Source organism: Salarchaeum japonicum, assembly GCF_020614395.1.
Lineage (GTDB): Archaea > Halobacteriota > Halobacteria > Halobacteriales > Halobacteriaceae > Salarchaeum > Salarchaeum japonicum.
The window spans coordinates 617,412-643,967 of the sequence record NZ_CP085324.1; the positions used below are offsets into that span (position 1 = coordinate 617,412).

At 69.1% G+C, this 26,556-nt stretch carries 30 protein-coding genes; 12 read left to right on the plus strand and 18 right to left on the minus strand.

The window, feature by feature from the left end; genetic code table 11:
* Nucleotides 1-6 precede the first annotated feature (6 nt).
* Both LI334_RS03495 and arsM read left to right on the plus strand, forming a co-directional pair.
* Nucleotides 7-1,155, plus strand: coding sequence for an NAD-binding protein (locus tag LI334_RS03495; protein WP_227261789.1), 1,149 nt, complete (start codon nt 7-9; stop codon nt 1,153-1,155).
* 42 nt (nt 1,156-1,197) lie between these two features.
* Nucleotides 1,198-2,001 (plus strand): arsenite methyltransferase, encoded by an 804-nt coding sequence (arsM, locus tag LI334_RS03500; RefSeq protein ID WP_227261790.1) that lies wholly within the window; start codon nt 1,198-1,200, stop codon nt 1,999-2,001.
* A gap of 1 nt (nt 2,002) precedes the next feature.
* On the opposite strand, the gene LI334_RS03505 is transcribed toward arsM, so the two are convergent.
* The 5 genes from LI334_RS03505 to LI334_RS03525 are packed head-to-tail and all read right to left on the minus strand — an operon-like array spanning nt 2,003 to nt 6,894.
* Entirely contained in the window at nt 2,003-3,430 is a 1,428-nt protein-coding gene (locus LI334_RS03505; protein WP_227261791.1) for an HPP family protein, read from the minus strand.
* A 39-nt stretch (nt 3,431-3,469) separates the two neighbouring features.
* Nucleotides 3,470-4,198, minus strand: coding sequence for a nucleoside phosphorylase (locus LI334_RS03510; protein WP_227261792.1), 729 nt, complete (start codon nt 4,196-4,198; stop codon nt 3,470-3,472).
* Nucleotides 4,199-4,237: 39 nt separating this feature from the next.
* Entirely contained in the window at nt 4,238-5,143 is a 906-nt protein-coding gene (locus LI334_RS03515) for a beta propeller repeat protein (RefSeq protein ID WP_227261793.1), read from the minus strand.
* 42 nt (nt 5,144-5,185) lie between these two features.
* Nucleotides 5,186-6,088: a carbohydrate kinase family protein gene (locus tag LI334_RS03520; protein ID WP_227261794.1), complete on the minus strand. Its 903-nt coding sequence runs from the start codon at nt 6,086-6,088 to the stop codon at nt 5,186-5,188.
* Entirely contained in the window at nt 6,085-6,894 is an 810-nt protein-coding gene (locus tag LI334_RS03525) for a DUF63 family protein (RefSeq protein WP_227261795.1), read from the minus strand. Before LI334_RS03525 ends, LI334_RS03520 begins: the two co-directional genes overlap by 4 nt.
* Nucleotides 6,895-7,110: 216 nt before the next feature.
* On the opposite strand from LI334_RS03525, the gene LI334_RS03530 reads away from it, so the two are divergent.
* The gene (locus LI334_RS03530; RefSeq protein WP_227261796.1) at nt 7,111-7,602 is read left to right on the plus strand and encodes a hypothetical protein; all 492 of its coding nucleotides are present in this window, start codon (nt 7,111-7,113) and stop codon (nt 7,600-7,602) included.
* Between the two features lie 3 nt (nt 7,603-7,605).
* On the opposite strand, the gene LI334_RS03535 is transcribed toward LI334_RS03530, so the two are convergent.
* Nucleotides 7,606-8,538, minus strand: a complete 933-nt coding sequence (locus tag LI334_RS03535) for a ribose 1,5-bisphosphate isomerase (protein ID WP_227261797.1) — start codon at nt 8,536-8,538, stop codon at nt 7,606-7,608.
* A gap of 110 nt (nt 8,539-8,648) precedes the next feature.
* Between LI334_RS03535 and deoC the strand changes: the two genes are divergently transcribed.
* Nucleotides 8,649-9,281, plus strand: a complete 633-nt coding sequence (deoC, locus tag LI334_RS03540) for a deoxyribose-phosphate aldolase (protein WP_227261798.1) — start codon at nt 8,649-8,651, stop codon at nt 9,279-9,281.
* On the opposite strand, the gene LI334_RS03545 is transcribed toward deoC, so the two are convergent.
* Nucleotides 9,272-10,414 (minus strand): outer membrane protein assembly factor BamB family protein, encoded by a 1,143-nt coding sequence (locus LI334_RS03545; RefSeq protein WP_227261799.1) that lies wholly within the window; start codon nt 10,412-10,414, stop codon nt 9,272-9,274. The two genes, deoC and LI334_RS03545, sit on opposite strands and share 10 nt — an antisense overlap.
* 103 nt (nt 10,415-10,517) lie before the next feature.
* Here LI334_RS03545 and LI334_RS03550 point away from each other — a divergent pair, with 103 nt between their 5' ends.
* On the plus strand, nt 10,518-11,621 hold the full coding sequence (locus LI334_RS03550; RefSeq protein WP_227261800.1) for an AI-2E family transporter: 1,104 nt from the start codon (nt 10,518-10,520) through the stop codon (nt 11,619-11,621).
* A gap of 10 nt (nt 11,622-11,631) precedes the next feature.
* Here the strand turns inward: LI334_RS03550 and LI334_RS03555 are convergent, their stop codons facing one another.
* Nucleotides 11,632-12,108: a hypothetical protein gene (locus tag LI334_RS03555; protein WP_227261801.1), complete on the minus strand. Its 477-nt coding sequence runs from the start codon at nt 12,106-12,108 to the stop codon at nt 11,632-11,634.
* Between the two features lie 100 nt (nt 12,109-12,208).
* Nucleotides 12,209-12,679, minus strand: coding sequence for a hypothetical protein (locus LI334_RS03560; RefSeq protein WP_227261802.1), 471 nt, complete (start codon nt 12,677-12,679; stop codon nt 12,209-12,211).
* Between the two features lie 116 nt (nt 12,680-12,795).
* Here LI334_RS03560 and LI334_RS03565 point away from each other — a divergent pair, with 116 nt between their 5' ends.
* Both LI334_RS03565 and LI334_RS03570 read left to right on the plus strand, forming a co-directional pair.
* A complete protein-coding gene (locus tag LI334_RS03565) occupies nt 12,796-14,049 on the plus strand; it encodes a tRNA (N(6)-L-threonylcarbamoyladenosine(37)-C(2))-methylthiotransferase (RefSeq protein WP_227261803.1) in 1,254 nt (417 codons plus the stop codon).
* Between the two features lie 43 nt (nt 14,050-14,092).
* Nucleotides 14,093-15,568, plus strand: coding sequence for an aldehyde dehydrogenase family protein (locus LI334_RS03570; RefSeq protein ID WP_227261804.1), 1,476 nt, complete (start codon nt 14,093-14,095; stop codon nt 15,566-15,568).
* Here LI334_RS03570 and LI334_RS03575 read toward each other — a convergent pair.
* The gene (locus LI334_RS03575; RefSeq protein WP_227261805.1) at nt 15,560-16,105 is read right to left on the minus strand and encodes an HIT family protein; all 546 of its coding nucleotides are present in this window, start codon (nt 16,103-16,105) and stop codon (nt 15,560-15,562) included. The genes LI334_RS03570 and LI334_RS03575 overlap by 9 nt on opposite strands.
* A gap of 135 nt (nt 16,106-16,240) precedes the next feature.
* Between LI334_RS03575 and LI334_RS03580 the strand changes: the two genes are divergently transcribed.
* A complete protein-coding gene (locus LI334_RS03580; RefSeq protein ID WP_227262348.1) occupies nt 16,241-16,441 on the plus strand; it encodes a DUF7835 family putative zinc beta-ribbon protein in 201 nt (66 codons plus the stop codon).
* 80 nt (nt 16,442-16,521) lie between these two features.
* Here LI334_RS03580 and map read toward each other — a convergent pair whose 3' ends face one another.
* Together map and LI334_RS03590 are read right to left on the minus strand one after the other, a co-directional pair.
* Nucleotides 16,522-17,415 carry a type II methionyl aminopeptidase gene (gene map, locus LI334_RS03585; protein ID WP_227261806.1) on the minus strand — a complete coding sequence of 298 codons (894 nt, stop codon included), beginning with the start codon at nt 17,413-17,415 and terminating at the stop codon, nt 16,522-16,524.
* Between the two features lie 114 nt (nt 17,416-17,529).
* Entirely contained in the window at nt 17,530-18,522 is a 993-nt protein-coding gene (locus LI334_RS03590) for an isoaspartyl peptidase/L-asparaginase (protein WP_227261807.1), read from the minus strand.
* Between the two features lie 108 nt (nt 18,523-18,630).
* On the opposite strand from LI334_RS03590, the gene icd reads away from it, so the two are divergent.
* Together icd and LI334_RS03600 are read left to right on the plus strand one after the other, a co-directional pair.
* Complete coding sequence (icd, locus tag LI334_RS03595; protein WP_227261808.1) at nt 18,631-19,887, plus strand: isocitrate dehydrogenase (NADP(+)); 1,257 nt, start codon at nt 18,631-18,633, stop codon at nt 19,885-19,887.
* Between the two features lie 182 nt (nt 19,888-20,069).
* On the plus strand, nt 20,070-20,357 hold the full coding sequence (locus LI334_RS03600; RefSeq protein ID WP_227261809.1) for an SUI1 family translation initiation factor: 288 nt from the start codon (nt 20,070-20,072) through the stop codon (nt 20,355-20,357).
* Here the strand turns inward: LI334_RS03600 and LI334_RS03605 are convergent.
* Genes LI334_RS03605 through LI334_RS03615 form a run of 3 tightly spaced genes read right to left on the minus strand, consistent with a single transcriptional unit; the run spans nt 20,354 to nt 23,603 of the window.
* Nucleotides 20,354-21,733 carry a PAS domain-containing sensor histidine kinase gene (locus LI334_RS03605; protein ID WP_227261810.1) on the minus strand — a complete coding sequence of 460 codons (1,380 nt, stop codon included), beginning with the start codon at nt 21,731-21,733 and terminating at the stop codon, nt 20,354-20,356. The genes LI334_RS03600 and LI334_RS03605 overlap by 4 nt on opposite strands.
* 19 nt (nt 21,734-21,752) lie before the next feature.
* Nucleotides 21,753-23,222, minus strand: a complete 1,470-nt coding sequence (locus tag LI334_RS03610) for an ATPase domain-containing protein (RefSeq protein ID WP_227261811.1) — start codon at nt 23,220-23,222, stop codon at nt 21,753-21,755.
* Nucleotides 23,223-23,264: 42 nt separating this feature from the next.
* On the minus strand, nt 23,265-23,603 hold the full coding sequence (locus LI334_RS03615; RefSeq protein ID WP_227261812.1) for a cupin domain-containing protein: 339 nt from the start codon (nt 23,601-23,603) through the stop codon (nt 23,265-23,267).
* Nucleotides 23,604-23,669: 66 nt separating this feature from the next.
* Here LI334_RS03615 and LI334_RS03620 point away from each other — a divergent pair, with 66 nt between their 5' ends.
* Entirely contained in the window at nt 23,670-24,107 is a 438-nt protein-coding gene (locus LI334_RS03620) for an NUDIX domain-containing protein (RefSeq protein WP_227261813.1), read from the plus strand.
* Nucleotides 24,108-24,139: 32 nt separating this feature from the next.
* On the plus strand, nt 24,140-24,664 hold the full coding sequence (locus LI334_RS03625; RefSeq protein ID WP_227261814.1) for a DUF5817 domain-containing protein: 525 nt from the start codon (nt 24,140-24,142) through the stop codon (nt 24,662-24,664).
* On the opposite strand, the gene LI334_RS03630 is transcribed toward LI334_RS03625, so the two are convergent.
* The 3 genes from LI334_RS03630 to hmgA are packed head-to-tail and all read right to left on the minus strand — an operon-like array spanning nt 24,665 to nt 26,474.
* Nucleotides 24,665-25,006, minus strand: a complete 342-nt coding sequence (locus tag LI334_RS03630; RefSeq protein ID WP_227261815.1) for a hypothetical protein — start codon at nt 25,004-25,006, stop codon at nt 24,665-24,667.
* A 46-nt stretch (nt 25,007-25,052) separates the two neighbouring features.
* A complete protein-coding gene (locus LI334_RS03635) occupies nt 25,053-25,199 on the minus strand; it encodes a hypothetical protein (RefSeq protein WP_227261816.1) in 147 nt (48 codons plus the stop codon).
* A 60-nt stretch (nt 25,200-25,259) separates the two neighbouring features.
* A complete protein-coding gene (gene hmgA, locus LI334_RS03640) occupies nt 25,260-26,474 on the minus strand; it encodes a hydroxymethylglutaryl-CoA reductase (NADPH) (protein ID WP_227261817.1) in 1,215 nt (404 codons plus the stop codon).
* Between the last annotated feature and the right edge of the window lie 82 nt (nt 26,475-26,556).

The following is a 26,556-nucleotide window of genomic DNA, read 5'->3' on the forward strand; positions in this document are numbered from 1 at the left end:
GCGGGTATGGTCGTCTCGCGCGAGTCCCTGGCGACCGGCCGCATCGCGGTCGGTCTGACGATGCTCGTCGCCGTGCTTTCCGTCGTCACGGGCGTCGTCGAAATCAGCCAGCCCGGACACTTCGGTCCGGTCGCGCCCTACCTCCCGGAGAGCGTGAAGCAAGCCGCGGGGTTCACGGGCGCGCTCACCGGGTTCCTGATGGTGTTCAGCGCGCTCGGGATGCGCCGCGGCCTCCGCGCCGCCTGGTACTCCACCGCCGTCCTCCTCCCCTTCACGGCCGTGCAGGGCGTCGTCCAGACGAGCATCTACTCCACGCCCCTCATCGCGCTCTCACTCGTCTCCCTCCCGGTCGTCCTCCTCACCAAGGATCGCTTCGACCGCTCGGTCTCCCTCTCCACCACCCAGCTCTCCGCGGCTATCGCGCTCACCGGCATCCAGATTTACGGCACCGTCGGCGCGTACGCGCTCCGCGAGCACTTCCCCGCCATCGACACCGTCCTCGACGCGTTCTGGTTCACGCTCGTCACCTCCTCCACCGTCGGGTACGGCGACATCACGCCCACCACCCAGACCGGCCGCCTGTTCGGGCTGAGCGTGCTGGTTCTCGGGACCGCGAGTTTCGCCATCGCGCTCGGCGCGCTCCTCGGTCCCGCCATCGAAGCCCGGTTCGCGAACGCACTCGGACGCATGACTCAATCACAACTCGAAGCCCTCGACAATCACGTCATCGTCGCGGGCTACGGCGACCTCACAGAACCGCTCATCGTCGAACTCCGCGAGAACGACACGCCGTTCGTCGTCGTCACGCCGGACGCGTCGGTGCCGGACAAACTCCCCGAGGAGACCGTGCTCGTCGCGGACCCGAGCGACGAAGCCGTCCTCGACCGCGCGGGCATCGACCACGCGCGCGCCGTCGTCGCCGCCACAAACAACGACGGCGAGGACGCGCTCGTCGTCCTCACCGCCCGCCAGATGAACGCGGACGTCCGCATCGTCGCCGCCGCCACCGACAAGGAGAACGAACCGAAGCTCCGCCGCGCGGGCGCGGACGCCGTCATCAGTCCCGCGGTCATCGGCGGCCACCTCCTCATGCGGTCTGCGTTCGGCGACGAGAACTCGGAGCGCGTCGCCGAGGAACTCCTCGAAGACGACTAGCCGCCGCGAAACAGTTATCTGAACAGCTGTTCAGGTAGTTGCATGGGTTCGATTGACGACCGCCGCGAGCGCCCGGACTCGCTGGACGCAGACCGCCAACGCCGCGCAGTCCGCGAGCGCTACGCCGCCATCGCGGACGACACCGACGCTTGCTGTGGAACCGACGAGGCCGCGGTCGAACGCGCCCGACAGGCGGGCTACGACGACGCGGACGCGACGGGCGACGCGAGCGACGCCAACCTCGGCCTCGGCTGTGGGAACCCCGACGCCATCGCCGCGCTCTCCTCCGGCGAGACCGTTCTCGACCTCGGGTCGGGCGCGGGGTTCGACTGCTTCCTCGCCGCCGACCGCGTCGGCCCCGCCGGCCGCGTCGTCGGCGTGGACATGACGCCCGAAATGGTCGAACGCGCCCGCGAGAAAGCCGCCAGCGACGACTACGAGAACGTCGAGTTCCGCCTCGGCGAAATCGAACACCTCCCCGTCGCCGACGCCACCATCGACGCCGTCATCTCGAACTGCGTCATCAACCTCTCGCCCGACAAACCCCGCGTGTTCGCGGAGGCGTACCGCGCGCTCCGTCCCGGCGGCCGCCTCGCCGTCTCCGACGTGGTGCTCACCGCCGACGTGCCGCCGGAACTCCGCGCCGACCCGGACGCCGTCGCCGCGTGCGTCGCCGGCGCGTCCACCATCGACCGCCTTCGCGCGCTCCTCGCGGACGCCGGGTTCGCTGACGTCGAAATAACGCCCGTGGACGACGGCGCGGAGATGCTCTCCGAGTGGGCGGCCGACCACGACCCGAGCGACTTCCTCGTCTCCGCGAGCATCGCCGCGCGCAAGCCCGCCTGAGTCAGGTTCGGTGGACGACCGCCACGTCCGTCTCCACGTCGTCGATGCGGCTGAACGTCGGCGGCGACACCACCCGGGAGGCCGCGGAGCGGTTCGAACTCGCGCCGAGCACGACGAGGTCGTAGTGGGCGTCGTTGCGCTCGATGAACGACTCGATGCTGGAGCGCGACACCCGCGTCTCGGAGCGGCACTCGATTGTCTCCACGAGGTTCGCGAGCATCGACTCCGCGCTCCGGCGCTCGCGCTCGTGGTCGATGCAGGTGCAGACGCTCACCGTGCCCGCGTGCCCGGCGAGGCGGGCGGCGTAGTCTATCATCGCGTGCGCGAGGTCGCTCGCGGTTCGCACCGGCACCATCACGCGCTTCCACGTCGTGCTCCCCGTTGCGGAGCGGAACGCGATGGCGTCCACCGGCCCCCGTAGGATCGTGCGGACGAACGGCGACGTGGCGTCGTCCTCCTCCTCGTACGGCGTGACGACGAGGTCGCAGTTCGTGCGCTCCGCGGTATCGAAGACGGTCTCCGCGGGGGCCTGGCGGTCGACCGCGACCACGACCTCGACGGGGACGCCGACCCGGGTCTCGATGTGGGCGGCGTGGCGTTCGAGTTCGCGCGCCGCCTCCGCCGCCACCTCCTCCTGCGCGCACTCCTCCGGGTTCTCCACGCCCTCGTCCAACCGGGCGCGGGTCGCCTGCGCCACCGTGCGCTCGTCCATCACGTCCAACAGGACGACTTTCGCGGCGTCGTGCGCGGCGGCGACGCGCGCGCCGAACATCGCCGTCTCCGTGACGTGCTCGCCGCGCATCGGCACGAGCACGTGGTCGTCGCCCTGCGTCGTCTGGTAGAGGTAGCGCGCGCGCTGTTCGTAGAACTGGCGTCGCCACGCGACGAACACGCCCGCGACGACGAGCGAGGACACGAGCACGCCCGCCAGGTAGGCGAGCTGGGCGTTCCCCGTCAGGAGAACGAGGAGCGCGGTCGAGAACGCGGTGGGGAGTTCGAGGTCGAGGAGCCACGTGGAGACGCCCGTGAAGAGGATGGCGAGCGCCGCGCCGCTCGCGTGCACGTCCATCGTCGTCGGGGACACGCCGTACGCGATGGCGGTCGCTTCGAGCGCGAGCCAGCCACAAAATGCGCCGAGCGTCAGCCCGCCGACGAACCGCCGGGGGTCGGCGTACCGGCCCTCGGGGTCGGCGAACAGCGTGTACGTGCTGGACGCGAGCGGCGGGAAGAGCAGGAAGGAGATGTTCGGCACGAGCTGGGAGAGCAGGGTGACGAACCCCATGAGGAGGGGGACGAACAGGAGGACGGAGACCCGGGTGAGGTTGCTCGTCGTTTCGAGCCACCGCCGGAACTCGTTCACCTCGCGGCGTTCGATACGGCCGGCTCGGCGGCGCGCGGCACGGATGCGCTCACGGAGCCGGTCGAGCATACCCCTCACATTCCGTTCGGGGTTTTTGCGTCTTTCGCGTTACGCGAGGTTCGTGACCGCGTTCAGGCTGAGCGTGATGGCGCGCTCGACGTTGTTCTTCGCCTTCTCGGGGAGTTCCTCGTCCTCGGTCGCGCCCTTCTGCGTGCCCTCAACGAGGTTGCCGTCCACGGTGCAGATCGCGCCGGCGCGCATGCCCTTCCGGCGCGCGAGCGAGAACACGGCCGCGGCCTCCATCTCGACGGAGAGGATGTTCGCGTCCTCCCACGCCGACACGTACTCGTCGGTCTCCGCGTAGAACGCGTCGTCGGACGCGATGGGGCCGACGTGCACGTCCTCGTCGTTCGCCTCCGCGGAATCCACGAGCGCGGACAGCACCGTGTAGTCCGGAACCGCGGGCAGGGTCTCGGACTCGTAGCGCTTCGACGTGCCCTCGTCCTTCGCCGCGCCCGTCGCCACGATCATGTCGCCGATTTCGATGCCCTCCTGGAGCGCGCCCGTCGTCCCGACGCGAATCACGGTGTCGACGCCGACCGCGTGCAGTTCCTCGACCGCGATAGCGGCGGACGGACAGCCGATGCCGGTCGAACAGATAGTGAGGGGCGTCCCCTCGTAGGTCGCGTTCACGACCTTGTACTCGCGGTTCTCCGAGACGACCTCCACGTCCTCGCACTGCTTCGCGATACGGTCGACGCGGCCGGGGTCGCCCGGAATCAGCGCGATGTCGTTCACGTCGCCCGGTGCCACGAGCAAGTGGGGCTGCTTCGCCATACTCGGAGTTCAGGAGGGGGAGAGAAAAGTACCGCGTTCTCACCGGACGAGGCCGTTCGGGCGCTGTCGGGGCGCGTCCCACTCCCGAACCGCCCGCCAGCGCTCCCCGCGCGACGCGGCGGCGTAGAGCGCGCCGTCGGTGAGCGCGTACCACTCGTCCGGGGTCGCGAGGAGCGACGGCGCGAGCAGGCGGTCGGGGAGGCCCGCCGTCCACTCGTGCCAGCCGTCGTCCCAGAACGAGACGGTCGCGTCCGCGGTCTCCGGGGTGTGCGCGCGCCGCGGACCGGTCGCGGACGAGACGGCGAGCGCGTCTTGGTCGTCGTCGCGGACGGCGACGCTCCAGCAGTACGTCTCCGAGAGCCCGGACTCCCGCCGCATCCAGGACTCGCCGCCGTCCGCGGTCACGTAGAACCCGTCGCCGGCGGCGGCGTACGCCCGCTCGGGATTGCTCGCGGGCACGGCCATCGTGTGCGTGTCGAACGCCTCCCGCGCGACGCGGTCAGTCCACGTCTCGCCCGCGTCCGGACTGCGGACGAGCGCGCCCGCCTCGATGGCGACGTACAGTCGCTCCGCGCCGGGGACGGACTGAATCCAGCGGACGTGGTGGGTGTCGGGCCGCGGCGGGAACGACCACTCGCCGCTCGATTCGAGTGCGTCGAGTCCCTCGCACTCCGTCCACGTCTCGCCGTCGCGCGACCGATAGACCCGGCTCGGTTCGGTGCCCGCGAACACGAACCGGGGCGTCACGCAGAGCGCCGTCACGAACTCGACGTCCGGCTCGAAGACGCGTTCCGCGCCGCCGTCCCGGAGCCGGTAGACGGCGTCGTCGGTTCCGGCGAACGTCCCGCGGTCGCCGGCGGCGACGCACCGCACGTCCTCGCCGACGAGGAACTCCGTCACGCCGTCCGAGAGCGACAGCACGCGGTCCGAGAGCGCGGCGAACATACGGGGGAGACGGACTCGTGCACCAAAACGGTTCGCCGCCCGTCAGTACTGGTCGTCGAGAAAGGCCTCGACCTCGGGCCGGTCGGGGGCGGTGCGCGCGCCCTCGCTGGTGGCGGCGAGCGCGCCGCAGGCGTTCGCGTACTCCAGCGCGCGCTCGATGCGGTCGGCGTCGATGCCGTCCGCGCCGAGGACGACGGCGAGGAACCCGGCGGCGAACGCGTCGCCCGCGCCCGTCGTGTCCACCGCGTCCACGTCGAATCCGGGGTGGTCGTAGCTCCCGGTCGCGGTGTGGACGGTCGCGCCGCGCGCGCCGTGCTTCACCACCACGAGACCGCCGCGGGTCGGCGGCGCGTTCGCGTACTCGGAACCGAGCACGGACGCGGCTTCCCGGCCGTTCAGGAACAGCACGTCCGCGCGCTCGATGGTCGCGGAGAAGTCTCGGGCGTCGAGCCGACGCCCGGGGTCGAAACTCACCGTCGCACCCGCGTCGGCGGCCAGTCGCGCGAGCCGGGTCGCGGTTTCGGGGCGCTGGCTCGTCAGGTGGACGTGGTCGGCGTCAGCCACCGTCTCCGCGTCCACGTCGTCCGGGCCGACGGCCTCGTTCGCGCCGTCGTTCCCGAGCACCATCACCTGGCCGCTCGCCGCGACGACGAGGTACTTCACGCTCGTCTCGCCGTCGTCCACGACGCGCAGGCGGTCGGTGTCCACGCCCGCCTCCGCGAGTTCGCGCTCGACGAGCAGGCCGTTCTCGTCGTCCCCGACGCTCCCGAGGATGCTCGCGTCCACGCCGTGCCCGGCGAGCGACACGGCGGCGTTCGCCGCGCTCCCGCCGCCCGCGGCGTGCTGGCTCTCGATGCGCGCCTCGCCGTCCGGGTCGGGGAGCGCGTCCACGCGCAACGTCACGTCCCAGTTCACGTGACCGGCCGCGAGCACGCGCCGGGTCACGGCGCGGTCACCACGAACAACAGGAAGTTGTGCATTCCCGGCCCCAGTCCCACGGCGGCGACGAGCCCGAGGAGGAGCGACCCCTCCGCTTCCTCCTCGCGCACGTACTCCGCGAGCAGGACGGTGATGGCGGCGGCGAGCGCGAGCTTCACGAGCACGAACAGCCACCCGCTCCCGAGCGCGTCCGCCGTCGGCAGGCTCGCCGCGAACTCCATGATGAGGCGGGAGAGCGGCGTGCGCTCCCCGAACCCGAGCACGTCCACGCCCACCGCGGTCGTCGCGCCGTCGAGCGCGTGCCCGAGCACCACGAGCGCGCCCGCCGGCCACGTCACCCGCGCCGCGTTCGGCCGCACCCGCCGCAGCACCGTCCACACGACCGCCGCCGCGACCACGCCGACCGTCAACCCCGCCAGCGGCCACGTGAGCGTGAGACCGCCGTGGTTCGACCCGTACTGGAGCGCCACGCCCACCGGGGCCGCGAGCGCGAGAAACCCCGTGCCTGCGAGCACGCGGAGCGGCGCGTCCGTCCGACTCGCCCCGAGCCAGCACAGGCCCGCGAGCACGAACGTGGACGCGTACACTATCGGCGAACTCGCAAAGGGCGCGACCGGCTCTGGCAGTACGTCCAACTGGTAGGTGACGTACAGCGTCGACCCGACAGCCATCCACGGCGCGAGCGCCACGATGCTCCGCGGCGTCACGCGAACGCGGGCCGCCCGAAGCCCGTACGCCACCACCGCCACGCCCACCAGCACCGCGAGCAAGTGGGGGAGCGGCGGAACCTCGACTCCTGCGGGCAACACCATACCGGACGCCCGCGGCCCGACCGGAAAACGTTGCCGCTCCGCGCCCGCCCCGGACGCATACTACATAACCACGCTACAGGAGGCTGGAACTCACCAGACGGCAGCCCGCGTTCGCTGTGTATGGGATTCCGCGCGTCGTCACTGGAAAACAAATTTCTCCCGACAATACCGTTACTGAAAACTGGCGCTATCCATAACCACCCGGACGTACCTACGATGGCTCCCTCCGAACAAAACGACGCAATTCCCTGGTGTTCGCGTCGTCGGTTCCTCGCAACGGTCGGTGTCGGCCTGACCGGGAGCGTCGCCGGCTGTACGTCCGGCGACGACGACTATCCCGCCGGGACGCTCCGGTTCGCGAACAACCACGACCTCCCCCACTCGCTTTCGCTCCGCGTTACCGACGTTGGCGCTCGACCGACCGACATGAACCGTTCTGTCGATGGCTATGCGTCCGTGCCGCCCTCTCAACGGAACATAACGACGGCCACCACGCTCCAGCCCGGTGACGAACAGACGTATCGAAGCGTCTTCACCGAACCGGCCTGGTACGCCATCGAGTTCTCCCTCGACGGGCGCGTGCTGGACGGGTCTCGCGGCCATCTCGCGTTCAATCCGATTCCGAACGAGGCGAGCGAGGAAACCCGCTACCTGACTGCGAGCGTCACCAACGCCGGGGAGTTCTCGTGGGGGATTCCCCACCTCTGACAGCTACTCGGAGAACACGTCGTCAGGGCGGTCCCCGTACCGGTCGCGCATCAGCGTGACGAGGCTCTCGGGGGCGTACTGGCCGCGTTCGGTGACGACGGCGTCGATGTACCGCGCCGGGGTCACGTCGAACGCGGGGTTCGCGACGGCCACGTCGAGGCCGTCGTCGGGGTCGAGAACCTCGCCGGGGTCGCGTTCCTCGATTTCGATGGGGTGGCCGGCGAGCGTCCGCGGCGCGAGCTTGAGGGTCTGGGCGGCGACGGTGACGGGAACGTCGCGCTCGCTCGCGCTCGCGGCGAGGCCGGCGGTGCCGATTTTGTTCACGACCGCGCCGTCCGCGCGCACCGCGTCCGCGCCGACGAGCACGTGGTCGGTCTCCGGGAGGAAGTGGTGGGCGGCCGAATCCACGATGATAGTGGTCTCGACGCCGAGTTCCCGCAACCGCTCGGCGGTGATGTGGCCCTGCTTCCGGGGACGCGTCTCCTTCACGTACGCGGAGAGCGACTTCCCCGACTCGACTGCGTGTTCGACGCACGCGAGCGCGTCCGTCGAGTGACAGTGCGTCATCACGGTGTCGCCGTCCGCGAACCGCCGACCGCCCACCCTGCCGAGGTCGTCCTGGGCGGCGTCCAGCTCCGCGCGGAAGTCCTCGACCGCCGTAATCACGCTCTCCCGGAGTTCGGGCACGCTCTCGCCGCGCATCCCGCCGAGCACGAGCCGGAGCGCGTTCGGCAGGGAGACCGCGGTCGGCCGGGTCTCCCGGAGGCGGTCGGCCGCCGCCGTCACGTCCGCGCGGAACGCCCCGGGGGTGTCCGCGTCGCTCTCCCGGGCTTCGACGGCGAGCGCGTCCGCCGCGGCGCGCGCGATGGTCGCCGCCCCCCGCACGTCCATCGACGCGATGCGCTCCGCAGTGTCCGCGACCGCGTCGCTAACCATACCGTGCCTTCGCGGGGTGTCGGGAAAAAGAGCGGGGGCGCTCGCGTCCCGGTCGGCGCGCGTCGCCGTAAACACCCGCCGTTTATGCGGTGAGGCCGCGACGTCCACCCATGAATCGGGACGACCTCGCCGCCGCCATCGACCACACCGTCCTCGGCCCCGAGACCACCATCGACGACGTGGAGCGCGTGCTCGACGACGCCGCGGAGTACGGCATGAACGCCTGCATCCCGCCCTGTTACGTCGCGGAGGCCGCGGACTACGCGCCGGACGTGACGCTCGCGACCGTCGTCGGATTCCCGCACGGCCAGCACCACCCCGCGGTGAAGCGCGCCGAAGCCGAGCAGGCGTGGGAGGACGGCGCGGACGAACTCGATATGGTACTCAACGTCGGCCGCCTGAAGAACGGCGAACACGACGCCGTCCGCGACGACATCGAGGGCGTCGTCGCCGCAACCCCCCTCCCCGTGAAGGTCATCGTGGAGACCGCGCTCCTCACCGACGCCGAGAAACACGCCGCCGGCAAGCTCACGAACGAGGCGGGCGCGGACTACCTCAAGACCTCCACCGGGTTCGCGGGCGGCGGCGCGACCGTCGCGGACGTGGAACTCCTCGCCGAGTACCTGCCCGTGAAAGCCAGCGGCGGCGTCGGCACCGCCGACGAGGCGCTCGCGATGCTCGACGCCGGCGCGGAACGCATCGGCGCGAGCTCCGGCGTCGAAATCGTCGAGGACTACGACTGAACCACGAACGTCGTCCGACTCCCCTCGTCGTTCTGCCCGGTCGCGACGACGAGTCCGTCGGTCGCGGTGACTGACGGCCCCAGGTAGCCGCCGAGCGGGAGCGTCCACTTCTCGTCGCCCGACTCGCGGTCGAGCGCCGCGAGCACGCCGTCGTCCCGCCCGACGAACACCGTGTCCCCGGCGACCGCGGGCGCGCACCGGACGTTCGCGTCCTCCGGCCCGTACGACCACACGACCTCCCCCGTCTCGACGCTGTGCGCGTCGAGCGCGCCCGTCCCGCTGTACAGGCGGGGGCCGTCGAACGCGAGCGCCCGCCACCCCGCGCCCTCGTCGCGCTCCCAGACGACTTCGCCCGTGCGGCGGGAGAGCGCCGCGAGCGTCCCGTAGTGGCCGTTGACGTAGACGCGCTCGTCCCCGACGACCGGCGACTGGAGGTCGCGCGCGCCGAGGTTCGTCCGCCACACGGGCGTCCCGTCCGTCCGGAACACGTACACCTCGCCCGTCGCGGTCGCCACGGCGGTCACGGAGCGGTGCACCGACGGCATCGACACGATATTCCCCCAGACCGACCGCGTCCACACATCACCGTCGTACCGCCCCACGCCGGCGACTCGCCCGTCCGCGAGCGCGACGACGAACCGCTGGCTATCCACCGAGACCGCGGGCGGCGTCACCACCTGAGCCGGGAACTCGACCTGCGCGACCAGGTCGCCCGAGTCCACGTCGAACCCGCGGAGTTCGGAGCCAGCGGCCGTGTAGGCCACGCCGTCGATCACGGTCGGCGGGAACCGCGTCCTCGTCTCCGCGCGCCACACGCGCTCGCGGGACGCGGTGTCGAACGCGTGCACCCATTCGTCGTCCGAGACGAACACGCGGTCGTCGGTGCTCGTCGTCCCCGTCCACGACGGCGGCCGCTCGACGACGCTCGCCGTCTCCGGGTCGGAGAGCGGGGTGGCGTCGCGCGCGAACCGCGTGTTCGCGTGGTCGTGGCCGAACGACCGCCAGCCGTCCTCGAAGGCGACGCCCGGATAGTCGCTTCTGAGTTCGTTCCTGTCGTCTAGCAGCGAACACCCGGCCGTCGCGGCGAGCGCGCTCGCACCGGCCGCGCCGAGGAACTGTCTGCGGGAGGGCATACGCCGAACCTGTCCGCCGCCCGACTAAACGGTTCGGGTGGGTTCGGCCACCTGCTTTTTTCTCGCCGGCTCCCGACCGACTCGGTATGCACGGGTGGCTGTGGTGAGTTCGCGCGAGTGGATTCCGTCCCGGGGCGAGCGCGTGCCGCTCTGGGGTGTCGTGCTCGTGCTCGCCGCAATCGTCGGGTTCGCCGTCTACTCCTTCATCGGAACGTTCGTTCTCGGCGTCTTCATCTACTACGGCGTCCGCCCCGTCTTCCGTCGGCTCGACCGCGTCCTCCCCGAGACCGCCGCCGCCGCCCTCACCCTCCTCCTCACCGCGCTCCCGTTCTTCCTCGTCGCGGGCTACTTCGCCCTCATGGGCTTTCACGAACTCCTCCCGCGCCTCCGGAGCTACCAGGAACTCCTCCAGCCGTACGTGAACGTGGACGCCCTCCTCCAACAGCCGGTCGACCGCCTCGTCGCCTACCTCCAGAACCCCCAGCAGTACTCGGTGAGCAGCATCCTCGAACAGGCCCAGTACTACTTCGGCGTGTTCTCAAGCATCCTGATGAACCTCGTGCTCGCCACCCTGTTCGCGTTCTACCTCCTCAAGGACGGCAAACGCCTCCGCGGGTGGTTCGCGGGGTTCGCGGGCGACGACTCCGCGACGTACGCGTACGCCACCGCCGTCGACCGCGACCTCGAAACGATGTACTTCAGCACCGTCCTGATGGTGTTCGTCATCGCAGTCGCCGCCGAAGTCGTCTACCACGGCTACAACATGCTCGCGCCGCACGCACTCGGCATCCCCTTCCCGACCGTGCTCGCCGTCGCCACCGGACTCGCCGCCCTCATCCCGCTCGTCGTCGGGAAAGTCGTCTACCTCCCGCTCGTCGGCTACCTCGGGTACAGCGCCGCGACCACGCCCGAGGTCAGCCTGCTCTTCCCCGTCGGCCTGCTCGTCGTCTGCTTCCTCTTCCTCGACTTCATCCCGATGACGTTCGTCCTCCCCGAAATCGCCGGCCGCGGCATGCACGTCGGCATCGTGATGTTCGGCTACATCGTCGGCTCGATGGTGTTCGGCTGGTACGGCCTCTTCCTCGGCCCGCTCGTCCTCGTGCTCTCCGTGCAGGCCGTCCGCATCCTCCTGAAACCGCTCGTGTTCGGAGAGGAAGTGACCGGCGAGGTGAACACCGCCGAGGACATGGGCGCAGACCCGCCCTGACCCGGACTCGCTACCCGACGCGCTCGCGGCGTTGCTGAATCGTCTGCCGAGCCAACACCACAGTTACGATAGCCGAAACCGCCGCCAGAATCCAGTTCTGCTGCAGGACGGCGTACACCACGAGAACGCCAAAACTGGCCGGAATGAGTACACCGGAAAGGTTCGGATAGCGGTTCTGGAGCGGAATCAGAACCGCTCCGGCGACGAACACGACCGTGAGCCACCCGTATCCGCCCGCTCTCGTTTCCGTCCATCCCCAGAACGTGACTGCCGCGAGACCCAGAGAAATCCCGCTGAGTAACCCCGTCATCACGATTCGAGACGCTCCCCGGCGTTGTGCGACGGCCAGGACAGCACCGCCGAGAATCAACACGACGCCCACGAGCAAGACGGTGGGTCCGAGGTTGAACACGATGCCCGCGACCGAACTGGCCAGTCCGAGAGCGGAGAACGATAGCCAGTATCGCGTGGTTGGAGGGGGACTCATGACTGTATGTTTCGGTGTGCTGTTATGATTTTACGGGTGGGCGGCTCGTGTGCTCGTTCCGGTGGAGGCGTTCTTTCGGACGGAAAAAACGCATCGGACGCTACTCGGCGCGCTCGCGTCGCTGTTGGATTGTCTGTCGAGCCAGTACGACGGTCACGATAGCTGAAACCGCCGCCAGAAGCCAGGCCTGCTGGAGGACGCCGTACACCACGAGGACGCCGAAACTGGCCGAGATGAGGCTCTCGGCGAGGGTTCGATTCCGGATTCGTAGCGGGAGCAAGACCGCTATCGCGACCAACACGCCAGTGAGCAATCCGAGTGGTTCACTCCCGGTTTCGACCCATCGCCAGAATGTGACTGCCGCGACACCGAGAAAAAGCCCGCTCCGTAACGCGACTATTATGAGCGGAGACGCCCCCTGTCGCTGCGCCACGGCCAGCAGGATGCCGCCGAGAACCAACACGACGCCCATGAGGAAGACGGTGACACCGAGATTGAACACGACACTCGCGACGGAACCGACGACTCCGAGGGCGGCGAACGACCACGACCGCGTGATGGGAGGGCTCATGACTGGATATTTCGGTGTTCTGTTATGAATATATGGGTGGCTGTGTCGGGTGCTCGTCGGGGCGGACCCGCCCTGAAGCGCGGGGCTTTTGACGACTCCGACAGTACACGGTTGTGATGGCCCGGTACCACATCGAGACCTACGGGTGCACGTCGAACCGGGGTGAGAGCCGGGAGATAGAGAAGCGGCTTCGGGACGCCGGCCACCACAAAGTAGACGGGCCGAAAGCCGCGGACGTCTCCATCCTCAACACCTGTACGGTCGTCGAGAAGACGGAGCGCAACATGCTCCGCCGGGCGGAAGAACTCTCGGAGGAGACCGCGGATCTGTTCGTCACGGGCTGTATGGCGCTCGCGCAGGGCGAGCAGTTCCAGGAGGCGGACGTGGACGCCCAGGTCTTGCACTGGGACGAGGTGCCGGAGGCGGTGACGAACGGCGAGTGCCCGACGACGACGCCGGACGCCGAACCCATTCTGGACGGCGTCATCGGCATCCTCCCCATCGCTCGCGGCTGTATGAGCAACTGCTCGTACTGCATCACGAAGCAGGCGACCGGCCGCGTCGATTCCCCGCCCGTGGAGGAGAACGTGGAGAAGGCGCGCGCGCTCGTCCACGCCGGCGCGAAGGAGATTCGCATCACCGGCCAGGACACGGGCGTCTACGGCTGGGACAACGGCGAGCGCAAGCTCCCAGAACTCCTCGACCGCATCTGCACCGAAATCGAGGGCGACTTCCGGGTTCGCGTGGGGATGGCGAACCCCGGCGGCGTGCACGGCATCCGCGAGGAACTCGCGGGCGTGTTCGCCGAACACGACGAGATATATAACTTCCTCCACGCGCCCGTCCAGTCGGGGTCGGACGACGTGCTCGAAGACATGCGCCGCCAGCACCGCGTCGAGCAGTACCTCGACATCGTGGAGACGTTCGACGACTACTTGGGTGAGTGGACGCTCTCCACGGACTTCATCGTCGGCTTCCCCACGGAAGAACCGGCGGATCACGAGATGTCGATGGCTCTCCTCCGGGAGACGCGCCCCGAGAAAATCAACGTCACGCGGTTCTCGAAGCGCCCCGGGACGGACGCCGCGGACATGAAGGGTCTCGGCGGCCAGGTGAAGAAAGACCGCTCCTCGGAGATGACGGACGCGAAGATGGAGGTCGTCGGGGAGGCGTACGAGTCGATGGTCGGCACGGAACGCGACGTGCTCGTCACCGAGCACGGCACCGGCGACTCCGTGAAGTGCTACGACGGCGCGTACCGCCAGATTATCGTGCAGAACGCGTCCGAACACGACCTCGAACCCGGCGACTTCGCGACGGTCGAAGTGACGGGGCATTCGACGGTGTACGCGTTCGCCGACCCCGTGTAGGCCGGACACCACGCCTTTACTGTCGGCCGCTGTTTCTCCGCGTATGGCTCAGACGAGCGAGACCGAGGGCGAGTGGAACCGACTCTACGTCGACGGCGAGTGGCGCGCGTCCGCGAGCGGCGACACCATCCCGGTCGAGAACCCGGCGACCCGCGAGCAGTTCGCGGAAGTCCCCGCGGGCACGGTCGAGGACGTGGACGCCGCGTACGAGGCCGCGGACGCCGCCCAGGACGAGTGGGCGGCGCTGTCGCGCGCGGAACGCCTGGAGTACGTCGAGGCGATGCGGGACGAACTCCAGGAGCGCTACGAGGAGATTGCCGGATTGCTCGCGCGCGAGAGCGGGAGCGCGATGGGGAAGGCGACCGGCGAGGTCGGTATCAGCCTCGCGGACTTCGGCACCGCGCTCTCCGTCGAACCCGAGGGCGAGGACGTCCGGGACTCCCAGTTCGTCTCGGGGAAAGACCACCACATCGTCCGGGAGCCCGTGGGCGTCGTCGGCATCATCAGCCCCTGGAACTACCCCCTGCACCTGACGACGCGCGCGCTCGCGCCGGCGCTCGCGCTCGGGAACACCGTCGTCGTGAAACCCGCGAGCGACACGCCCGTCACGGGCGGCCTCCTGCTCGCGGAAGTCGCGGACGAAGTCGGCGTCCCGGACGGCGTCGTGAACGTCGTCACGGGCCACGGGAGCGACATCGGCGACCGCGTCGCCGGGCATCCGACGCCGCGCGTCCTCTCCTTCACGGGGAGCACCGCGGTCGGACGGTCGGTCGGGAAGCACGCGGGCGAGAACCTCGCGATGCCCGCGCTCGAACTCGGCGGGAACGGCCCGTTCGTCGTCACCGAATCCGCGGACGTGGAGCAGGCCGCCGCGGCGGGCGCGGTCGGTTCGTTCACCCACCAGGGCCAGGTCTGCATCAGTATCAACCGCCACGTCGTCCACGAGTCCGTCTACGACGAGTACGTCGAGCGCCTCGTCGAACACGCCGAGTCGCTCACGGTGGGCGACCCGACTGACCCCGAGACGGACTTCGGCCCCATCGTGAACGAGAGCCAGCGCGACGACCTCGCCGAGTTCGTCGCGGACTCCGTCGAGGAGGGCGCGACCCTGGAGACCGGCGGCGACTACGACGAACTGTTCTTCGAGCCGACCGTGCTCTCCGGCGCGACGAACGACATCGCCGCCGCCTGCAACGAACACTTCGGCCCCATCGCGCCCGCCATCCCCGTCGAGAGCGACGACGAAGCCGTCGCGGTCGCGAACGACACCGAGTACGGCCTCTCCGCGGGCGTGTTCGCCGACGACACCGAGTACGGCCGCGAACTCGCGGACCGCATCGACGCCGGGATGGTGCACGTGAACGACCACCCGATTCAGGACGAACCGAACGCGCCCTTCGGCGGCATGAAGGCGTCCGGCCTCGGCCGGTACAACGGCGAGTGGATAATCGACGAACTCACCGAGCCGAAGTGGATTTCGGTGCAGAACGAACCCCGCGACTACGACCTCCTAGAATGAGAGCGTGACCGCGCCCGACCCGCTCACGCCCGTCGCCGCGTCGAGGTCGCGGAAGGCGTCGTGGAGCGCGTCGTAGGTGTCGGAGATGGCTTCGACGACGACCTTCGTGTCGCTGACGACCGGCATGAAGTTCGTGTCGCCCTCCCAGCGCGGAACGACGTGCGTGTGCAGGTGGTCTTCGATGGACCCGCCCGCCGGCCCGCCGCCGAGGTTGAGGCCGGCGTTGTAGGCGTCCGGCCCCATCGCGTCCTCGATGGCGTCGAACGTCGCCTGCTTCAGTCGCGCGTGGTCGAGTAACTCGGCGTCCGAGAGCGCGCCGTAGTCGCCGCCGTGGTCGTACGGAATCACCATCGCGTGCCCCGGATTGTAGGGCGCGTTGTTCAGCAGACAGAACGCGTGCTCGGAGCGCGCGACGATGCGGTGCTCGCGGTCCGTTCCGTGCTCGGGGAGTTCGCAGAACACGCACTCCGCCACGTCCGGGTTCTTGTCCTCTCGCTCCACCCACTCGATGCGCCACGGCGCGAACACGCGATCCATACCGGGGTGTGCGACCCCGCCGGCAAGAACCGTTCGGCTTCCCGTCGCGTCACGACGGATACACGTCGCGGTTCGAAACTAAGGGTGTGTTTTTAAGTTACTCGGGAGGTTCGTAACAAGTTGAGGGTGGTTCCGATGGCGAGTAAAACACCTCATTCCGACGGCATGACGGAAGTGTGCGAGAGCTGTGGGCAGGAGACCCCTCACGAGGTCTCCATCGAACTTCGAACCGAGAGTTCGAAGTCCGAGAACTCCGAGTTCTCGCGCGAACCCTACCGGGTGACCGAATGCCGTTCGTGCGGCGAAACGAGTAGCCAGCGAATGAACAACGCCTAACGGCGTCCGAAGACTCCCAGCAGCCCCCTCATTTATTATTCATCGGTATCACCGCCGCGCAGTCCCGACTCCGCCCCGCGTTATTCGGTCGTGCGCTCGCAGCCGTCCTCGGTGACGATGACGGTGTGTTCGGCCTGACTCACGAGCTCGCCCTCCTGTTCCTTCAGGACGGGATAGCTCCGAATCACGTCGTTCATCTCCAGGCGACGCAGTCCCATCTCCGCGCGCGGCGTGTCCAGCCAGCGCGCCGCGAACGGGAGGCCGTCGAACGCCGCGGCGGCGTCCAAGACCTGGCGGGCCTGCCGGTTCCGCACCGACTTCTCCGCCGTGACCTCGTAGATTTCGGTCGCCTGGCCCTCCGAGACCTTCCCGTTCCCCGTCGTCGCGAACGGCTCGATGGCGAGCACGTCTCCCTCCTGGAGTTCCACGCCCGTATCGACCCCGCGGTTCGGGACGTTCGGCCCCGTGTGCGCGTCGTACACCTCCAGGCCGTGCCCGGTGAGGTTCACGATGGGCTTGAAGCCGTACGCCTCGATGACGTCCTCGACCTCCGCGCCGACCTCGCCCGTGTGCACGCCCGGCTCCACCGCGTCCAGCGCCGCGTCCAGCGCCTCCTCCGCGGCCTCCACGAGCTCGCGGTTGTCCCCCAAATCCACGGTCGTCGCCGCGTCCGCGATGTGGCCGTCCACGTGCACGCCCACGTCCAGACACACCACGTCACCCTCCGCGAACTCCGTTTCATCACCTGCGCCCGGACTCGCGTGACTCGCCTCCTCGTTCACGCTGATGTTCACCGGGAACGCCGGCTTCGCGCCGCGCTCTCGGATCTCCGACTCCGCGAACTCCGCCACCTCCAGATGCGTCGCCCCCGGCTCCACCAACGCCGCCGCCTCCGTCATCACGTCCGACAGAATGTCGCCCGCTTCCTGATACTTCTCGTACGCCTCCGACCCAACGTCCACAGAGTCAGTCATACCCCGCGCTTAGAGTGACACGGGAAAAGAGGTTGCGCCTCCCACCCCACCTTTTTCCGGGACTCGCTACGCTCGTCCCGCAAAAACCTGGAGGGAAAAACCGCGACCGCGCCGCTATCGCGTGCTCGTCTGCATCGCCTCCGAGTTGTACGCTCGTCCGGCGTTGCCGTCGGTGTCGAGGACGATGACGCCCGCGCTGGAGCCGGTGAGCTCTGCGAACTCGTCGATTGCGCGGTCGGCGGCCGCCTGCGCGCCCAGCCCGGATTCGAGGTGGCGGACCGCGCGCCGGGTGAGCGTGGTCTTCGCGATGTCCTCGCCCGCGCCCGTCGCGGACGCCGCGCCCGCGGGGGCGGCGTAGAACCCCGACCCGATTTGGGGGACGTCGCCCACCCGGCCCGCGAGCGCGAGCCACCGCCCCCCAGTGGAGGTCGCCGTCGCGAACCCATCGCCATCGAACGCGACCGCGCCCACCGTGTCGTGGTCGTGCTCGTCGACCGCCTCGCGGGTCACTGCGTTCCCCGCTCGCTCGTTCGGCGACCCCCCGCCTTGCTCACGTTCGCCCGCCTCGTCGGGACTCCCGCCAAATCGGTCGTCGAGCCACGCGACGTGCTCCAGGGGACTGCCCTCGGGGTGGCTGTCGAGGTCGTTCCACTGCTCGCGCGAGCGCTCCGTCCACAGGTCTTGTTCAGTACCGATTCCGATGTCCTCGGCGAAGTCCACGGCGTGCACGCCGTTCAGGAAGACGTGCGGGGTCTCCTCCATCACGCCGCGCGCGACCGACACCGCGTGCTCGACGCCCGGCATCCCCGCCGCCGCGCCCGCGTCTCTCCGGCTCACGGGTTCCCCGTTCGCTCGTTCGGCGGGACTGTCGCCCCGCCCGCTATCCATCACGCCCGCGTCGGTGCGAATGATGCCGTCCGACTGCACCGCGCCGCCGACGCCCGCGTTGAACCGCTCGTCGGATTCGAGGACGCGAACCGCCGCCTCCACCGCGTCCACGGGGTCGTCCTCGTCCGCGCCCGTGGCCGCCGCGTCGTCCAAGACCGCCTGTCGAGGCTCCGGCTCGTCGGGCGCGCCGCCCGCGCCGCCGTGCACGATGACCTTCATGCGGGGTGGTTTCCCGGCGACCCCGATAAACCGTCGGCTTCCGGAAGACCGCCGCGTCGCGCGGAAACAGCAGTCCTTTTACGCGCTCCCCGGCAGATTTCAGGCGAGATGAGCTACGACCAGATCGACGCTCCCGCGGAGGGAGAGAAGATCACGTACGACGAGGAGTCCGGTCTCGAAGTCCCCGACAACCCCATCATCCCCATCATCTACGGGGACGGCATCGGGAAGGACGTCGCGCCCGTCGCGCAGGACGTACTGAGCGCCGCCGCCGAAGCGACCGGCCGCGACATCAACTGGTTCCGACTGTACGCCGGCGAGTCCGCCCGCGAGAAGTACGACGAGAACCTCCCCGAGGACACCGTCCAGGCCCTCAAGGACTACCGCGTCTCCATCAAGGGCCCGCTCACGACGCCCGTCGGCGCGGGCTTCCGCTCGCTGAACGTCGCGCTCCGCAAGAAGCTCGACCTCTACACGAACATGCGGCCGACCTACTACCTCGACGGCGTCCCCTCCCCCGTCTCCGACCCCGAGGAGATGGACATGGTGAACTTCCGCGAGAACACGGAGGACGTCTACGCCGGCATCGAGTGGGAAGCCGGCACCGACGAGGTCGAACAGGTACGCGACTTCGTCGAGGACGAGATGGGCTTCGACTCCACCATCCACGACGGTTCTGTGGGTATCGGCGTGAAGCCCATCAGCGAGTTCGGCACCAAGCGCCTCGTCCGGCAGGCCATCGAGTACGCCATCGAGAACGACCGTGACTCCGTCACGCTCGTCCACAAGGGCAACATCATGAAGTTCACCGAGGGCGCGTTCCGCGACTGGGGCTACGAACTCGCCGAAGAAGAGTTCCCCGAGCAGACCATCGACGAGGACACCCTCTGGGAGGAGTACGACGGCGAGGCCCCCGAGGACAAGGTCGTCGTCAAAGACCGCATCGCGGACAACATGCTCCAGCAGCTCCTCACGCGCACGTCGAACTACGACGTGCTCGCGATGCCGAACCTCAACGGCGACTACCTCAGCGACGCCGCGGGCGCTCAGATCGGCGGCCTCGGCATCGCGCCCGGCGCGAACATCGGCGACGGCCGCTTCCTCGCGGAGCCCGTCCACGGCAGCGCGCCGAAGCACGCCGGCAAGGACAAGGCGAACCCGAGCGCCCTCATCCTCTCCGGCAAAATCCTCCTCGAACACATCGGCTGGCAGGACGCCGCAGACCTCGTCCACGACGCCGTCGAACAGCAGATCTCCTCGAAGCGCGTCACCTACGACCTCGAACGCCAGGTCGAGGGCGGCGAGAAGCTCGCGGCCAGCGAGTACGCCGAGGAAATCATCGACCGGATTCACGAGCTGGCGTAAGCGAGTCGTGGGTTAGCTGGAACTCGTTTCCAGCGCAATCCACGAGCTGGCGTAAGTCACTCGTGAATTAGTCAGGCCACAGGTCTGACGCAATCCACGGTCTCGCGTACGCGAGTTGTGGGGTAGCGGCGTCGAACGTACCTGCCCTGTTTTTCTTGAGTGTCGGTCGCGTAGTCGTGGGTGTGAGTGAGGACGACATCTTCGAGAACGTTCCCGGTATCGAGGAGGATTTGGCGCGCGCCGAACAGCGGTTGTCGGTGCGCGTGGAGCGCCGGACGTACGACAAGCCGGTGACGATAGTGGAGGGGTTCGAGGACGAGTCCGTGAACCTCTCCGACCTCGCCTCCGAGTTGAAGTCGAGTCTGGGCGCTGGCGGGACGGTGGACGACGGCGCTATCGAGGTACAGGGCGACCACGCGGAGCGGGTGCGGGCGTTGCTGGAAGACCGCGGGTTCGCCGTCGAGGACTAGACGAGCTGGACGCCGGTGATTTCGAAGCGCGCGCCGCCGGTGTCGCTCTCGCTGACGGTGATACCCCAGTCGTGGGCGGTGGCGATTTCGCGGACGATTTTCAGGCCGAGACCGGTGCCCTCGGAGGACGTGGTGTAGCCGGAGTCGAAGACGCGGCTGCGTTCGGATTCGGGGATGCCGGGGCCGTCGTCGGCGACGTAGAACGCGTTGTCGGAGAACACGCCGACTTCGATGTGGGCGTCGTCGCCGGCGTGCTCGCGGGCGTTCCGGAAGAGGTTCTCGAACAGCTGGAGGACGCGCTGGCGGTCGGCGAGTATCTCCACGTCCCCGTCGGTTCCGACGCTGAGGGTGGCGTCCGCGGTTTCGACGCTCTCCCAGGCGTCCCGCGCGACGCCGGCGAGGCTCACCGGCGTCGTGTCGTCCACGCCGGTCTCCCGGACGAGCGTTCGCACGCCCTCGATGAGGTCGTTCATGCGGTCGAGGGACTGGTCGATGACGTCGAGGTGTTCGTCCACGTCCGCGCCCTCGGGGAGGCGGTCTTTCACGATTGGGAGGCGGGCTGACGCGACGCTCAATGGGTTGCGGAGGTCGTGCGTGACGATGCTCGCGAAGTCCTCCAGTTGCTGGTTCTTCTTCGCGAGGTCGGTGACGTCCTGCATCACGACGATGGTGCGCGTCGCGTCGTCCACGCTCTGCTCGCGCCGCCGGAGTTCCGCGTACCGCTCGCTCCCGCCCGCGTCCTCGAACGCGAACCGCGTCTCCGCGTCCTCCCGCCCCTCGATGGCGGCGGCGAGCGCGTCCGTGTCCGTCGCGGCGAACACGGCGAGGTCGAGCGGGTTCGTCCCCACGACGTCCGCCCGGTCTTCCGGGGTGAGTCCGCAGAACTCCTCGTTCGCCTCCGCGATGACGCCGTCGTCGTCCACGACGAACGCGGGGTCGGGAATCGCCTGGAACAGGCCGCGGAACTCCGCTTCGGTCTGCCGGTAGCGTTGCGCGAGCGAGAGCGACTGCTCGCGGCGCACGAGCAGGTTCGACAGGCGCTGGAACAGCACGGCGGAGTCCACGGGCGCGGAGACGATGTCGTCCACGACGGTGGTGTCGCCGCTCGACTGCGGGTCGGGGAGTTCGATGGTGATGTGGGTGTCCTCGCGTTGCAGGAGGACGACGGGGACGAACGCAGGGTCGGCCGCGTCCTTGTACGCGACGATGTCCTCGCGGTGAGCGGGGAGCGAGCGGTCGTCCACGATGACGGCGTCCGCGTCCTCGACGACGCCGTCGGGGTCGTCCCCGCCGACGACGGTGTAGCGTTGGCTGAGCAGTGACGCCAGCGCGTTCCGATTCCCGTCGTCGTCGATGAGCGGTTGGATTCGTATCATGGACTCGTGGGTCGGCGCGCTACCTGCTCGACGCGTACTCGTCGCGGTCGACCCACGTCGGCGACCCGTTCAGGACGCCCTGCAGGCCGTGGAGCGGTTCTCCGAGTTCGATGCCGCGCTCGGAGATGCTGAACTCGCGGAGCGTGTGCTCGAAGTCGCCGACGCGCTTCTTCAGCACGCCCATCACGCGCCTGAGTTCGCCGCCCATCTCGACGTAACTCAGGAACATGATGTTGTCCGCGACGTAACTCACGTTCGCGCTCGTCGGCCGCGGAACGCCGGTCACTTCCTTGATTTCGTCCACGAGCAGGACGGTGACGCCCAGGTTCGTGAGGTAGCGCACGAGCGCGTGGAGTTTCGCGCCGAGCGCGCCCTCGTTCCCCTGGAGCGACATCTTGTAGCCCTCGACGCCGTCGATGAGGACGACGTTCGAGTCGCGCTCCTCGACGTGGCGCTGTACGTCCCGCGCGAACTCCTCGGGCGAGAGGTCGAGCGGTTCGATGGGTTCGAGGTAGAGGTCGCCGGACTCCCGGAGGTCGCTCACCGGGATGTCGAACGCCTCCGAGCGGTACGTGAACGTCTCCGGGGACTCCTCGAAGAGGTACGCGATGGGGTTGTCGCCGTTCTCCGCGGCCTCCCGGAGGAACTGCGTGCACGTCGTCGTCTTCCCGACGCCGGTCGGGCCGCTGACGAACGTCGAGGTGCCGCGCTCGATACCGCCGCCGAGCAGGGCGTCGAGTTCGTCCACGCCCGAGGAGACGAGCTCCACCTCGAACTCGCGCTGGTGGTTCTCCGGAATGATGCTCGGGTAGACCTCGATGCCGTCGTCGCGGATTTCGAGGCCGTGCGTGCCGTCCTTCTGGCCGATACCGCGGTGTTTCGGTACGCGGATGCGGCGGCCCGCGTCCCCGCGCTGGAGTTCGATGATGCCGTCGCTCAGCGACGCGATGTCGTCGTCGGTCGCGTTGTTCTCGTACTCGGTTCGGGTCGCGATGACCGTGCTCCCGCGGTCTTTCAGGAAGCGGGCGAGCGCGATGATGCGCTTGCGGAACTGATAGTCCGAGGACTCGACGTACCGCAACTGGGTGATGGGGTCGATGCAGACCCGGTCGGGGTCGAGATCCTCGATGGCGTCCCGGATGTCGTCGATGAACTGGGTCGCCTCCACGTCCTGGGGGTTCACGAGGTCGTAGGACTGGTCGCCCGTGAAGAAGTCCGACTCGGGGCCGAGGTCGAGGAACGCGGCGTCCGAGAGGTCGATGCCGAGCTCGGCGGCGTTCGCGGTGATGTCCGCCTGTGACTCCTCGCCGTGGATGAACAGCACCGTTTCGCCGTCGTTCAGGCCGGCGCTCAGAAACTCCATCCCGAGGAGGGTCTTCCCGGTGCCGGGAGACCCGCGAACGAGGTAGAGTCGGCCAGGGACGAGACCGCCGTCGAGAAGCTCGTCCAATCCGGGGACGCCGGACGGGACGAGCTGCAGGTCCGACATTAGGCCGAATAACTACTGAGTATCGGTTAAGGCTATCGGCCTCTACTCTCGCCAGTCCGGGTTCTCCCGGGGCGGACTGAACACGTCGATTCCGTCCACGGGCGTGTCTCCGACGGCCCGCGCGGCGTGCGGTTCGTCGGCCGGAATCACGTAGGACTCGCCGGTCGTCACCACGTGCTCCTCGCCCCCGACCTCGAACGCGAGCGCGCCGTCGTACACGAACCCCACCTGCTCGTGGGGGTGGCTGTGTTCGGGGACGCTCGCGCCCGGCTGGATGTGGAAGTGCTGGACGCTCATGTTCTCGCCCGCGGAGAGCTCCGCGAGGTAGACGCCATCGACGGCTTCGACGATGCGTTCCGCGGACAGGTCGTGCGTCTCCATACGTCCACCACGGCCGCCCGTCGCCCTAAACAGTTCGACTAAGTGCGTGCCGACGCGCGCTGGCGTATGGACGCAGTCCACTACGTCGTGAACGCCGAAGCGGCCGTTCACCGCGACGGCGAGTACCTGCTCGTCGAGCGCGCGGCCGACGAGGAGCACGCGGCGGGCGCGCTCGCGCTCGTCGGCGGGAAAGTCGAGGTCACCGAGGGCCGCGAGGTGCTCGAAGCCACGGTTCGCCGCGAAGTCAAGGAGGAGGTCGGCGTCACCGTCGCCGACGTGGCGTACGTGACGAGCAGCGCGTTCGAGACGCCGGATGACCGCGTCGTCAACACCGTGTTCCTCGCGGAGTACGACGCCGGAACGGCGCGCGTCCGCGACCCCGACGAGGTCGCGGCGGTGCACTGGCTCACGCCCGAAGACGTCCGCGACCACCCCGACGCACCCCAGTTCACCGCCGACTACGTGGAGGCCGTGGACGCGCACCGCGTCGAGCGACAGTCCTAACGTTCAAACTCCGTGGGGGCGGAGTTCGGTGCGTGTACGCCGTCGTCGGCTGCAGCGAGTGCAGCGCGCTCTGGATAGTCGAGGGTCGCCCCGAGACCACGGAGTGCCCGCGCTGTGGCTCCACGCGCCAGTTCTCGAAGCGCCGGAAGTTCGTCACGACGGAGGACGAAGACCACGCCCGCGAGGTGCGGTCGTCGATGCTCGCGAACCGCTCCGGGTACGGCGACGCGTTCGCGGACCTCGACTCGTTCAGCGAGATGGACGCCGCGACGGACGAGGCCGTGGTGTCCGACGACGAGTACCTCGAAGCCGCCGGCATCGACCCCGACGAGGTCGCGGCGGCCGGCGAGCGCGCCGACGCCGCCGGGGGCGGGTCGGTGAGCAAGAAAGAGCGCGTCCGCGAGGCCGTCCGCGAACTCGACCGGCCGACAGAGGACGACATCGTCGCGTATTGCGCCGAGCACGGCGTGAGCGACGAGTACGCGCGTCGGACGCTCGAAAAGCTCGCGCGCTCGGGCGAGGTCTCCGAGTCGCGGGGCGTCTATCGACTGCTCTGACTACGTGACGAACGGGAACGTCGCCGCGCCCCAGGCGACGAGGCCCGCGAAGTAGACGGCGAACACGACGCGGCTGGCGAGCGGGAGCGCGTCCGGCCGGTACTGCGCCGCGTTCCCGCCGCCGAACCCCGTTTCAGCGGCGGTGCTCGCGGTGTCGACGCCCACGTCCGTCCGGCCGAGCGAGAACGCCACGAGGACGCCGCCGCCGAGCACGAGTCCGATGGACACCCAGGGGAGCGCGACGCTCGCGACCGACGCCACCGCGAACAGGACGGCGGCGGTCGCGCCGGCCGCCAGCACGCCGTAGACGCCGACGACCTTCGCGAACAGGCTCCAGTTCATGCGGTATCGCGTCCCCGTGTGCCGATAAATCCTTGGGCAGTTGGGGTTACAGGAGCGCGCCCGTGAGCGCCTGGTAGAGCGTCACGGCGAGCAGGAGCACGGTGAGGAGGAGTTTGAGCACGCGGAGGTAGCGGACGCTCGGCGTGTCCGGGAGCGGGGTGCCGCCGCTGTCGGTGGGTGGCTTCTCGGGCATACCGTCCACTACCGGCGCCGGGGAAATAAAGTCGCGCCGGACGCGCGGTGAAAGTGAAACTTATCGCCCGAGCTCCTCGTGCGCCGAGGAGAGGTTCCGCGAGGCGAGCGCGGACACGAGGGAGAGTTCGCCGGCGAGCACGCCGGTCGCGATGAGTTCGGCGAGCGCGTCCGCGTTCGATCCGGCGGGGTCGCCGCCGCCCCGCACCCCGAGTACGTCCAGGCCCTCGGCCTGCGTCGGGAGTTTCGTCCCGCCGCCGACGGTACCGACTTCGAGGCTCGCGAGGTTGACGCTCGCGTACAGTTCGTCCTCGCGGGCTTCGACGGTCGTGATGGTATTGCTTCCCTCCACGACCTGCGCGGCGTCCTGGCCGGTCGCGAGGAACATCGCGGCGACGACGTTCGCGGCGTGCGCGTTGAACCCGAGCGCGCCCGCCTTCGCCGACCCGACGAGGTTCTTCCGCGTGTTCGCCTCCTCGATGGCCTCCGGCGTCGTGTTGAACCGCTCTTTCACGACCTCGCGCGGGATGCGCACGTCCGCGGAGACGGTGCGCCCGCGGCCCTCGACGGCGTTGATGGCCGCGGGCTTCTTGTCCGAGCAGAGGTTGCCGGAGAGCGCGACCAGTTCCGCGGGCGTCTCGGCCTCCACCACGTCCGCGGCCTCGCCGGTGGCGATGGTGGCCATGTTCATCCCCATCGCGTCCTTCGTGTCGTAGCTGAATCGGAGGAAGACGGAGTCGCCGACGACGTAGGGCGTGACGGACTGGAGTTCGCCGTGGCTCGTCGTGGACTCCGCGGCCTCGGCGAGCGCGTCCTCGTTCTCGCGCACCCACTCCGCGACCGTCTTCGCCTCCGCCACGTCCGCGACGCGGAAGACGGGCGCGCGCGTCATCCCGTTCTTCAGGACGCGAGCGGTCGCGCCGCCGCCCGCCCGAATCGCGGAACACCCGCGGTTGACGGACGCGACGAGCGCGCCCTCCGTGGTCGCGAGCGGCAGGTAGTACTCGCCGTCGGCGGCCTCGCCGTTCACCGCCACCGGTCCTGCGACGCCCAGGGGTACCTGGACGCCGCCGACGAGGTTCTCGATGTTCGACCCGTGCACGTCCCCGGCGTCGAACGAGAACCCGCCCACGGCGTCGGGGTCGCTCTCGGTCTCCCGGCGGAGGAGTTCGCGCCGGGCGGCCGCCGCGGTCGCCTCGTCCGCGTGGTCTTCGAGTTCGTACAGCCGGAGCTCGCCGGACTGCACGCGGTCCGCGAGGTCGGAAACGTCACTCATACCCCGGGATTTTCCGGGGGCGACCCTAACGGTTGTCCTTCGCCCGCTCGGACGAACAACTATATGACTCGGTAGTAGGATT

What these genes read in the sequence shown, in the direction of transcription:
- LI334_RS03590 (WP_227261807.1), bottom strand. Translation starts at nt 18,522, where the DNA reads ATGAAGGTCATCGTGCACGGCGGCGCGGGCGGCGCGCCCGACGAGCCG.
- LI334_RS03635 (WP_227261816.1), bottom strand. Translation starts at nt 25,199, where the DNA reads ATGCCCGAGAAGCCACCCACCGACAGCGGCGGCACCCCGCTCCCGGAC.
- icd (WP_227261808.1), top strand. Translation starts at nt 18,631, where the DNA reads ATGAGCTACGACCAGATCGACGCTCCCGCGGAGGGAGAGAAGATCACG.
- LI334_RS03555 (WP_227261801.1), bottom strand. Translation starts at nt 12,108, where the DNA reads ATGAGTCCCCCTCCAACCACGCGATACTGGCTATCGTTCTCCGCTCTC.
- LI334_RS03615 (WP_227261812.1), bottom strand. Translation starts at nt 23,603, where the DNA reads ATGGAGACGCACGACCTGTCCGCGGAACGCATCGTCGAAGCCGTCGAT.
- LI334_RS03545 (WP_227261799.1), bottom strand. Translation starts at nt 10,414, where the DNA reads ATGCCCTCCCGCAGACAGTTCCTCGGCGCGGCCGGTGCGAGCGCGCTC.
- LI334_RS03605 (WP_227261810.1), bottom strand. Translation starts at nt 21,733, where the DNA reads ATGATACGAATCCAACCGCTCATCGACGACGACGGGAATCGGAACGCG.
- LI334_RS03575 (WP_227261805.1), bottom strand. Translation starts at nt 16,105, where the DNA reads ATGGATCGCGTGTTCGCGCCGTGGCGCATCGAGTGGGTGGAGCGAGAG.
- LI334_RS03580 (WP_227262348.1), top strand. Translation starts at nt 16,241, where the DNA reads ATGGCGAGTAAAACACCTCATTCCGACGGCATGACGGAAGTGTGCGAG.
- LI334_RS03525 (WP_227261795.1), bottom strand. Translation starts at nt 6,894, where the DNA reads ATGGTGTTGCCCGCAGGAGTCGAGGTTCCGCCGCTCCCCCACTTGCTC.
- LI334_RS03630 (WP_227261815.1), bottom strand. Translation starts at nt 25,006, where the DNA reads ATGAACTGGAGCCTGTTCGCGAAGGTCGTCGGCGTCTACGGCGTGCTG.
- LI334_RS03620 (WP_227261813.1), top strand. Translation starts at nt 23,670, where the DNA reads ATGGACGCAGTCCACTACGTCGTGAACGCCGAAGCGGCCGTTCACCGC.
- deoC (WP_227261798.1), top strand. Translation starts at nt 8,649, where the DNA reads ATGAATCGGGACGACCTCGCCGCCGCCATCGACCACACCGTCCTCGGC.
- LI334_RS03565 (WP_227261803.1), top strand. Translation starts at nt 12,796, where the DNA reads ATGGCCCGGTACCACATCGAGACCTACGGGTGCACGTCGAACCGGGGT.
- LI334_RS03610 (WP_227261811.1), bottom strand. Translation starts at nt 23,222, where the DNA reads ATGTCGGACCTGCAGCTCGTCCCGTCCGGCGTCCCCGGATTGGACGAG.
- arsM (WP_227261790.1), top strand. Translation starts at nt 1,198, where the DNA reads ATGGGTTCGATTGACGACCGCCGCGAGCGCCCGGACTCGCTGGACGCA.
- LI334_RS03505 (WP_227261791.1), bottom strand. Translation starts at nt 3,430, where the DNA reads ATGCTCGACCGGCTCCGTGAGCGCATCCGTGCCGCGCGCCGCCGAGCC.
- LI334_RS03530 (WP_227261796.1), top strand. Translation starts at nt 7,111, where the DNA reads ATGGCTCCCTCCGAACAAAACGACGCAATTCCCTGGTGTTCGCGTCGT.
- LI334_RS03560 (WP_227261802.1), bottom strand. Translation starts at nt 12,679, where the DNA reads ATGAGCCCTCCCATCACGCGGTCGTGGTCGTTCGCCGCCCTCGGAGTC.
- hmgA (WP_227261817.1), bottom strand. Translation starts at nt 26,474, where the DNA reads ATGAGTGACGTTTCCGACCTCGCGGACCGCGTGCAGTCCGGCGAGCTC.
- map (WP_227261806.1), bottom strand. Translation starts at nt 17,415, where the DNA reads ATGACTGACTCTGTGGACGTTGGGTCGGAGGCGTACGAGAAGTATCAG.
- LI334_RS03515 (WP_227261793.1), bottom strand. Translation starts at nt 5,143, where the DNA reads ATGTTCGCCGCGCTCTCGGACCGCGTGCTGTCGCTCTCGGACGGCGTG.
- LI334_RS03495 (WP_227261789.1), top strand. Translation starts at nt 7, where the DNA reads ATGGTCGTCTCGCGCGAGTCCCTGGCGACCGGCCGCATCGCGGTCGGT.
- LI334_RS03535 (WP_227261797.1), bottom strand. Translation starts at nt 8,538, where the DNA reads ATGGTTAGCGACGCGGTCGCGGACACTGCGGAGCGCATCGCGTCGATG.
- LI334_RS03570 (WP_227261804.1), top strand. Translation starts at nt 14,093, where the DNA reads ATGGCTCAGACGAGCGAGACCGAGGGCGAGTGGAACCGACTCTACGTC.
- LI334_RS03510 (WP_227261792.1), bottom strand. Translation starts at nt 4,198, where the DNA reads ATGGCGAAGCAGCCCCACTTGCTCGTGGCACCGGGCGACGTGAACGAC.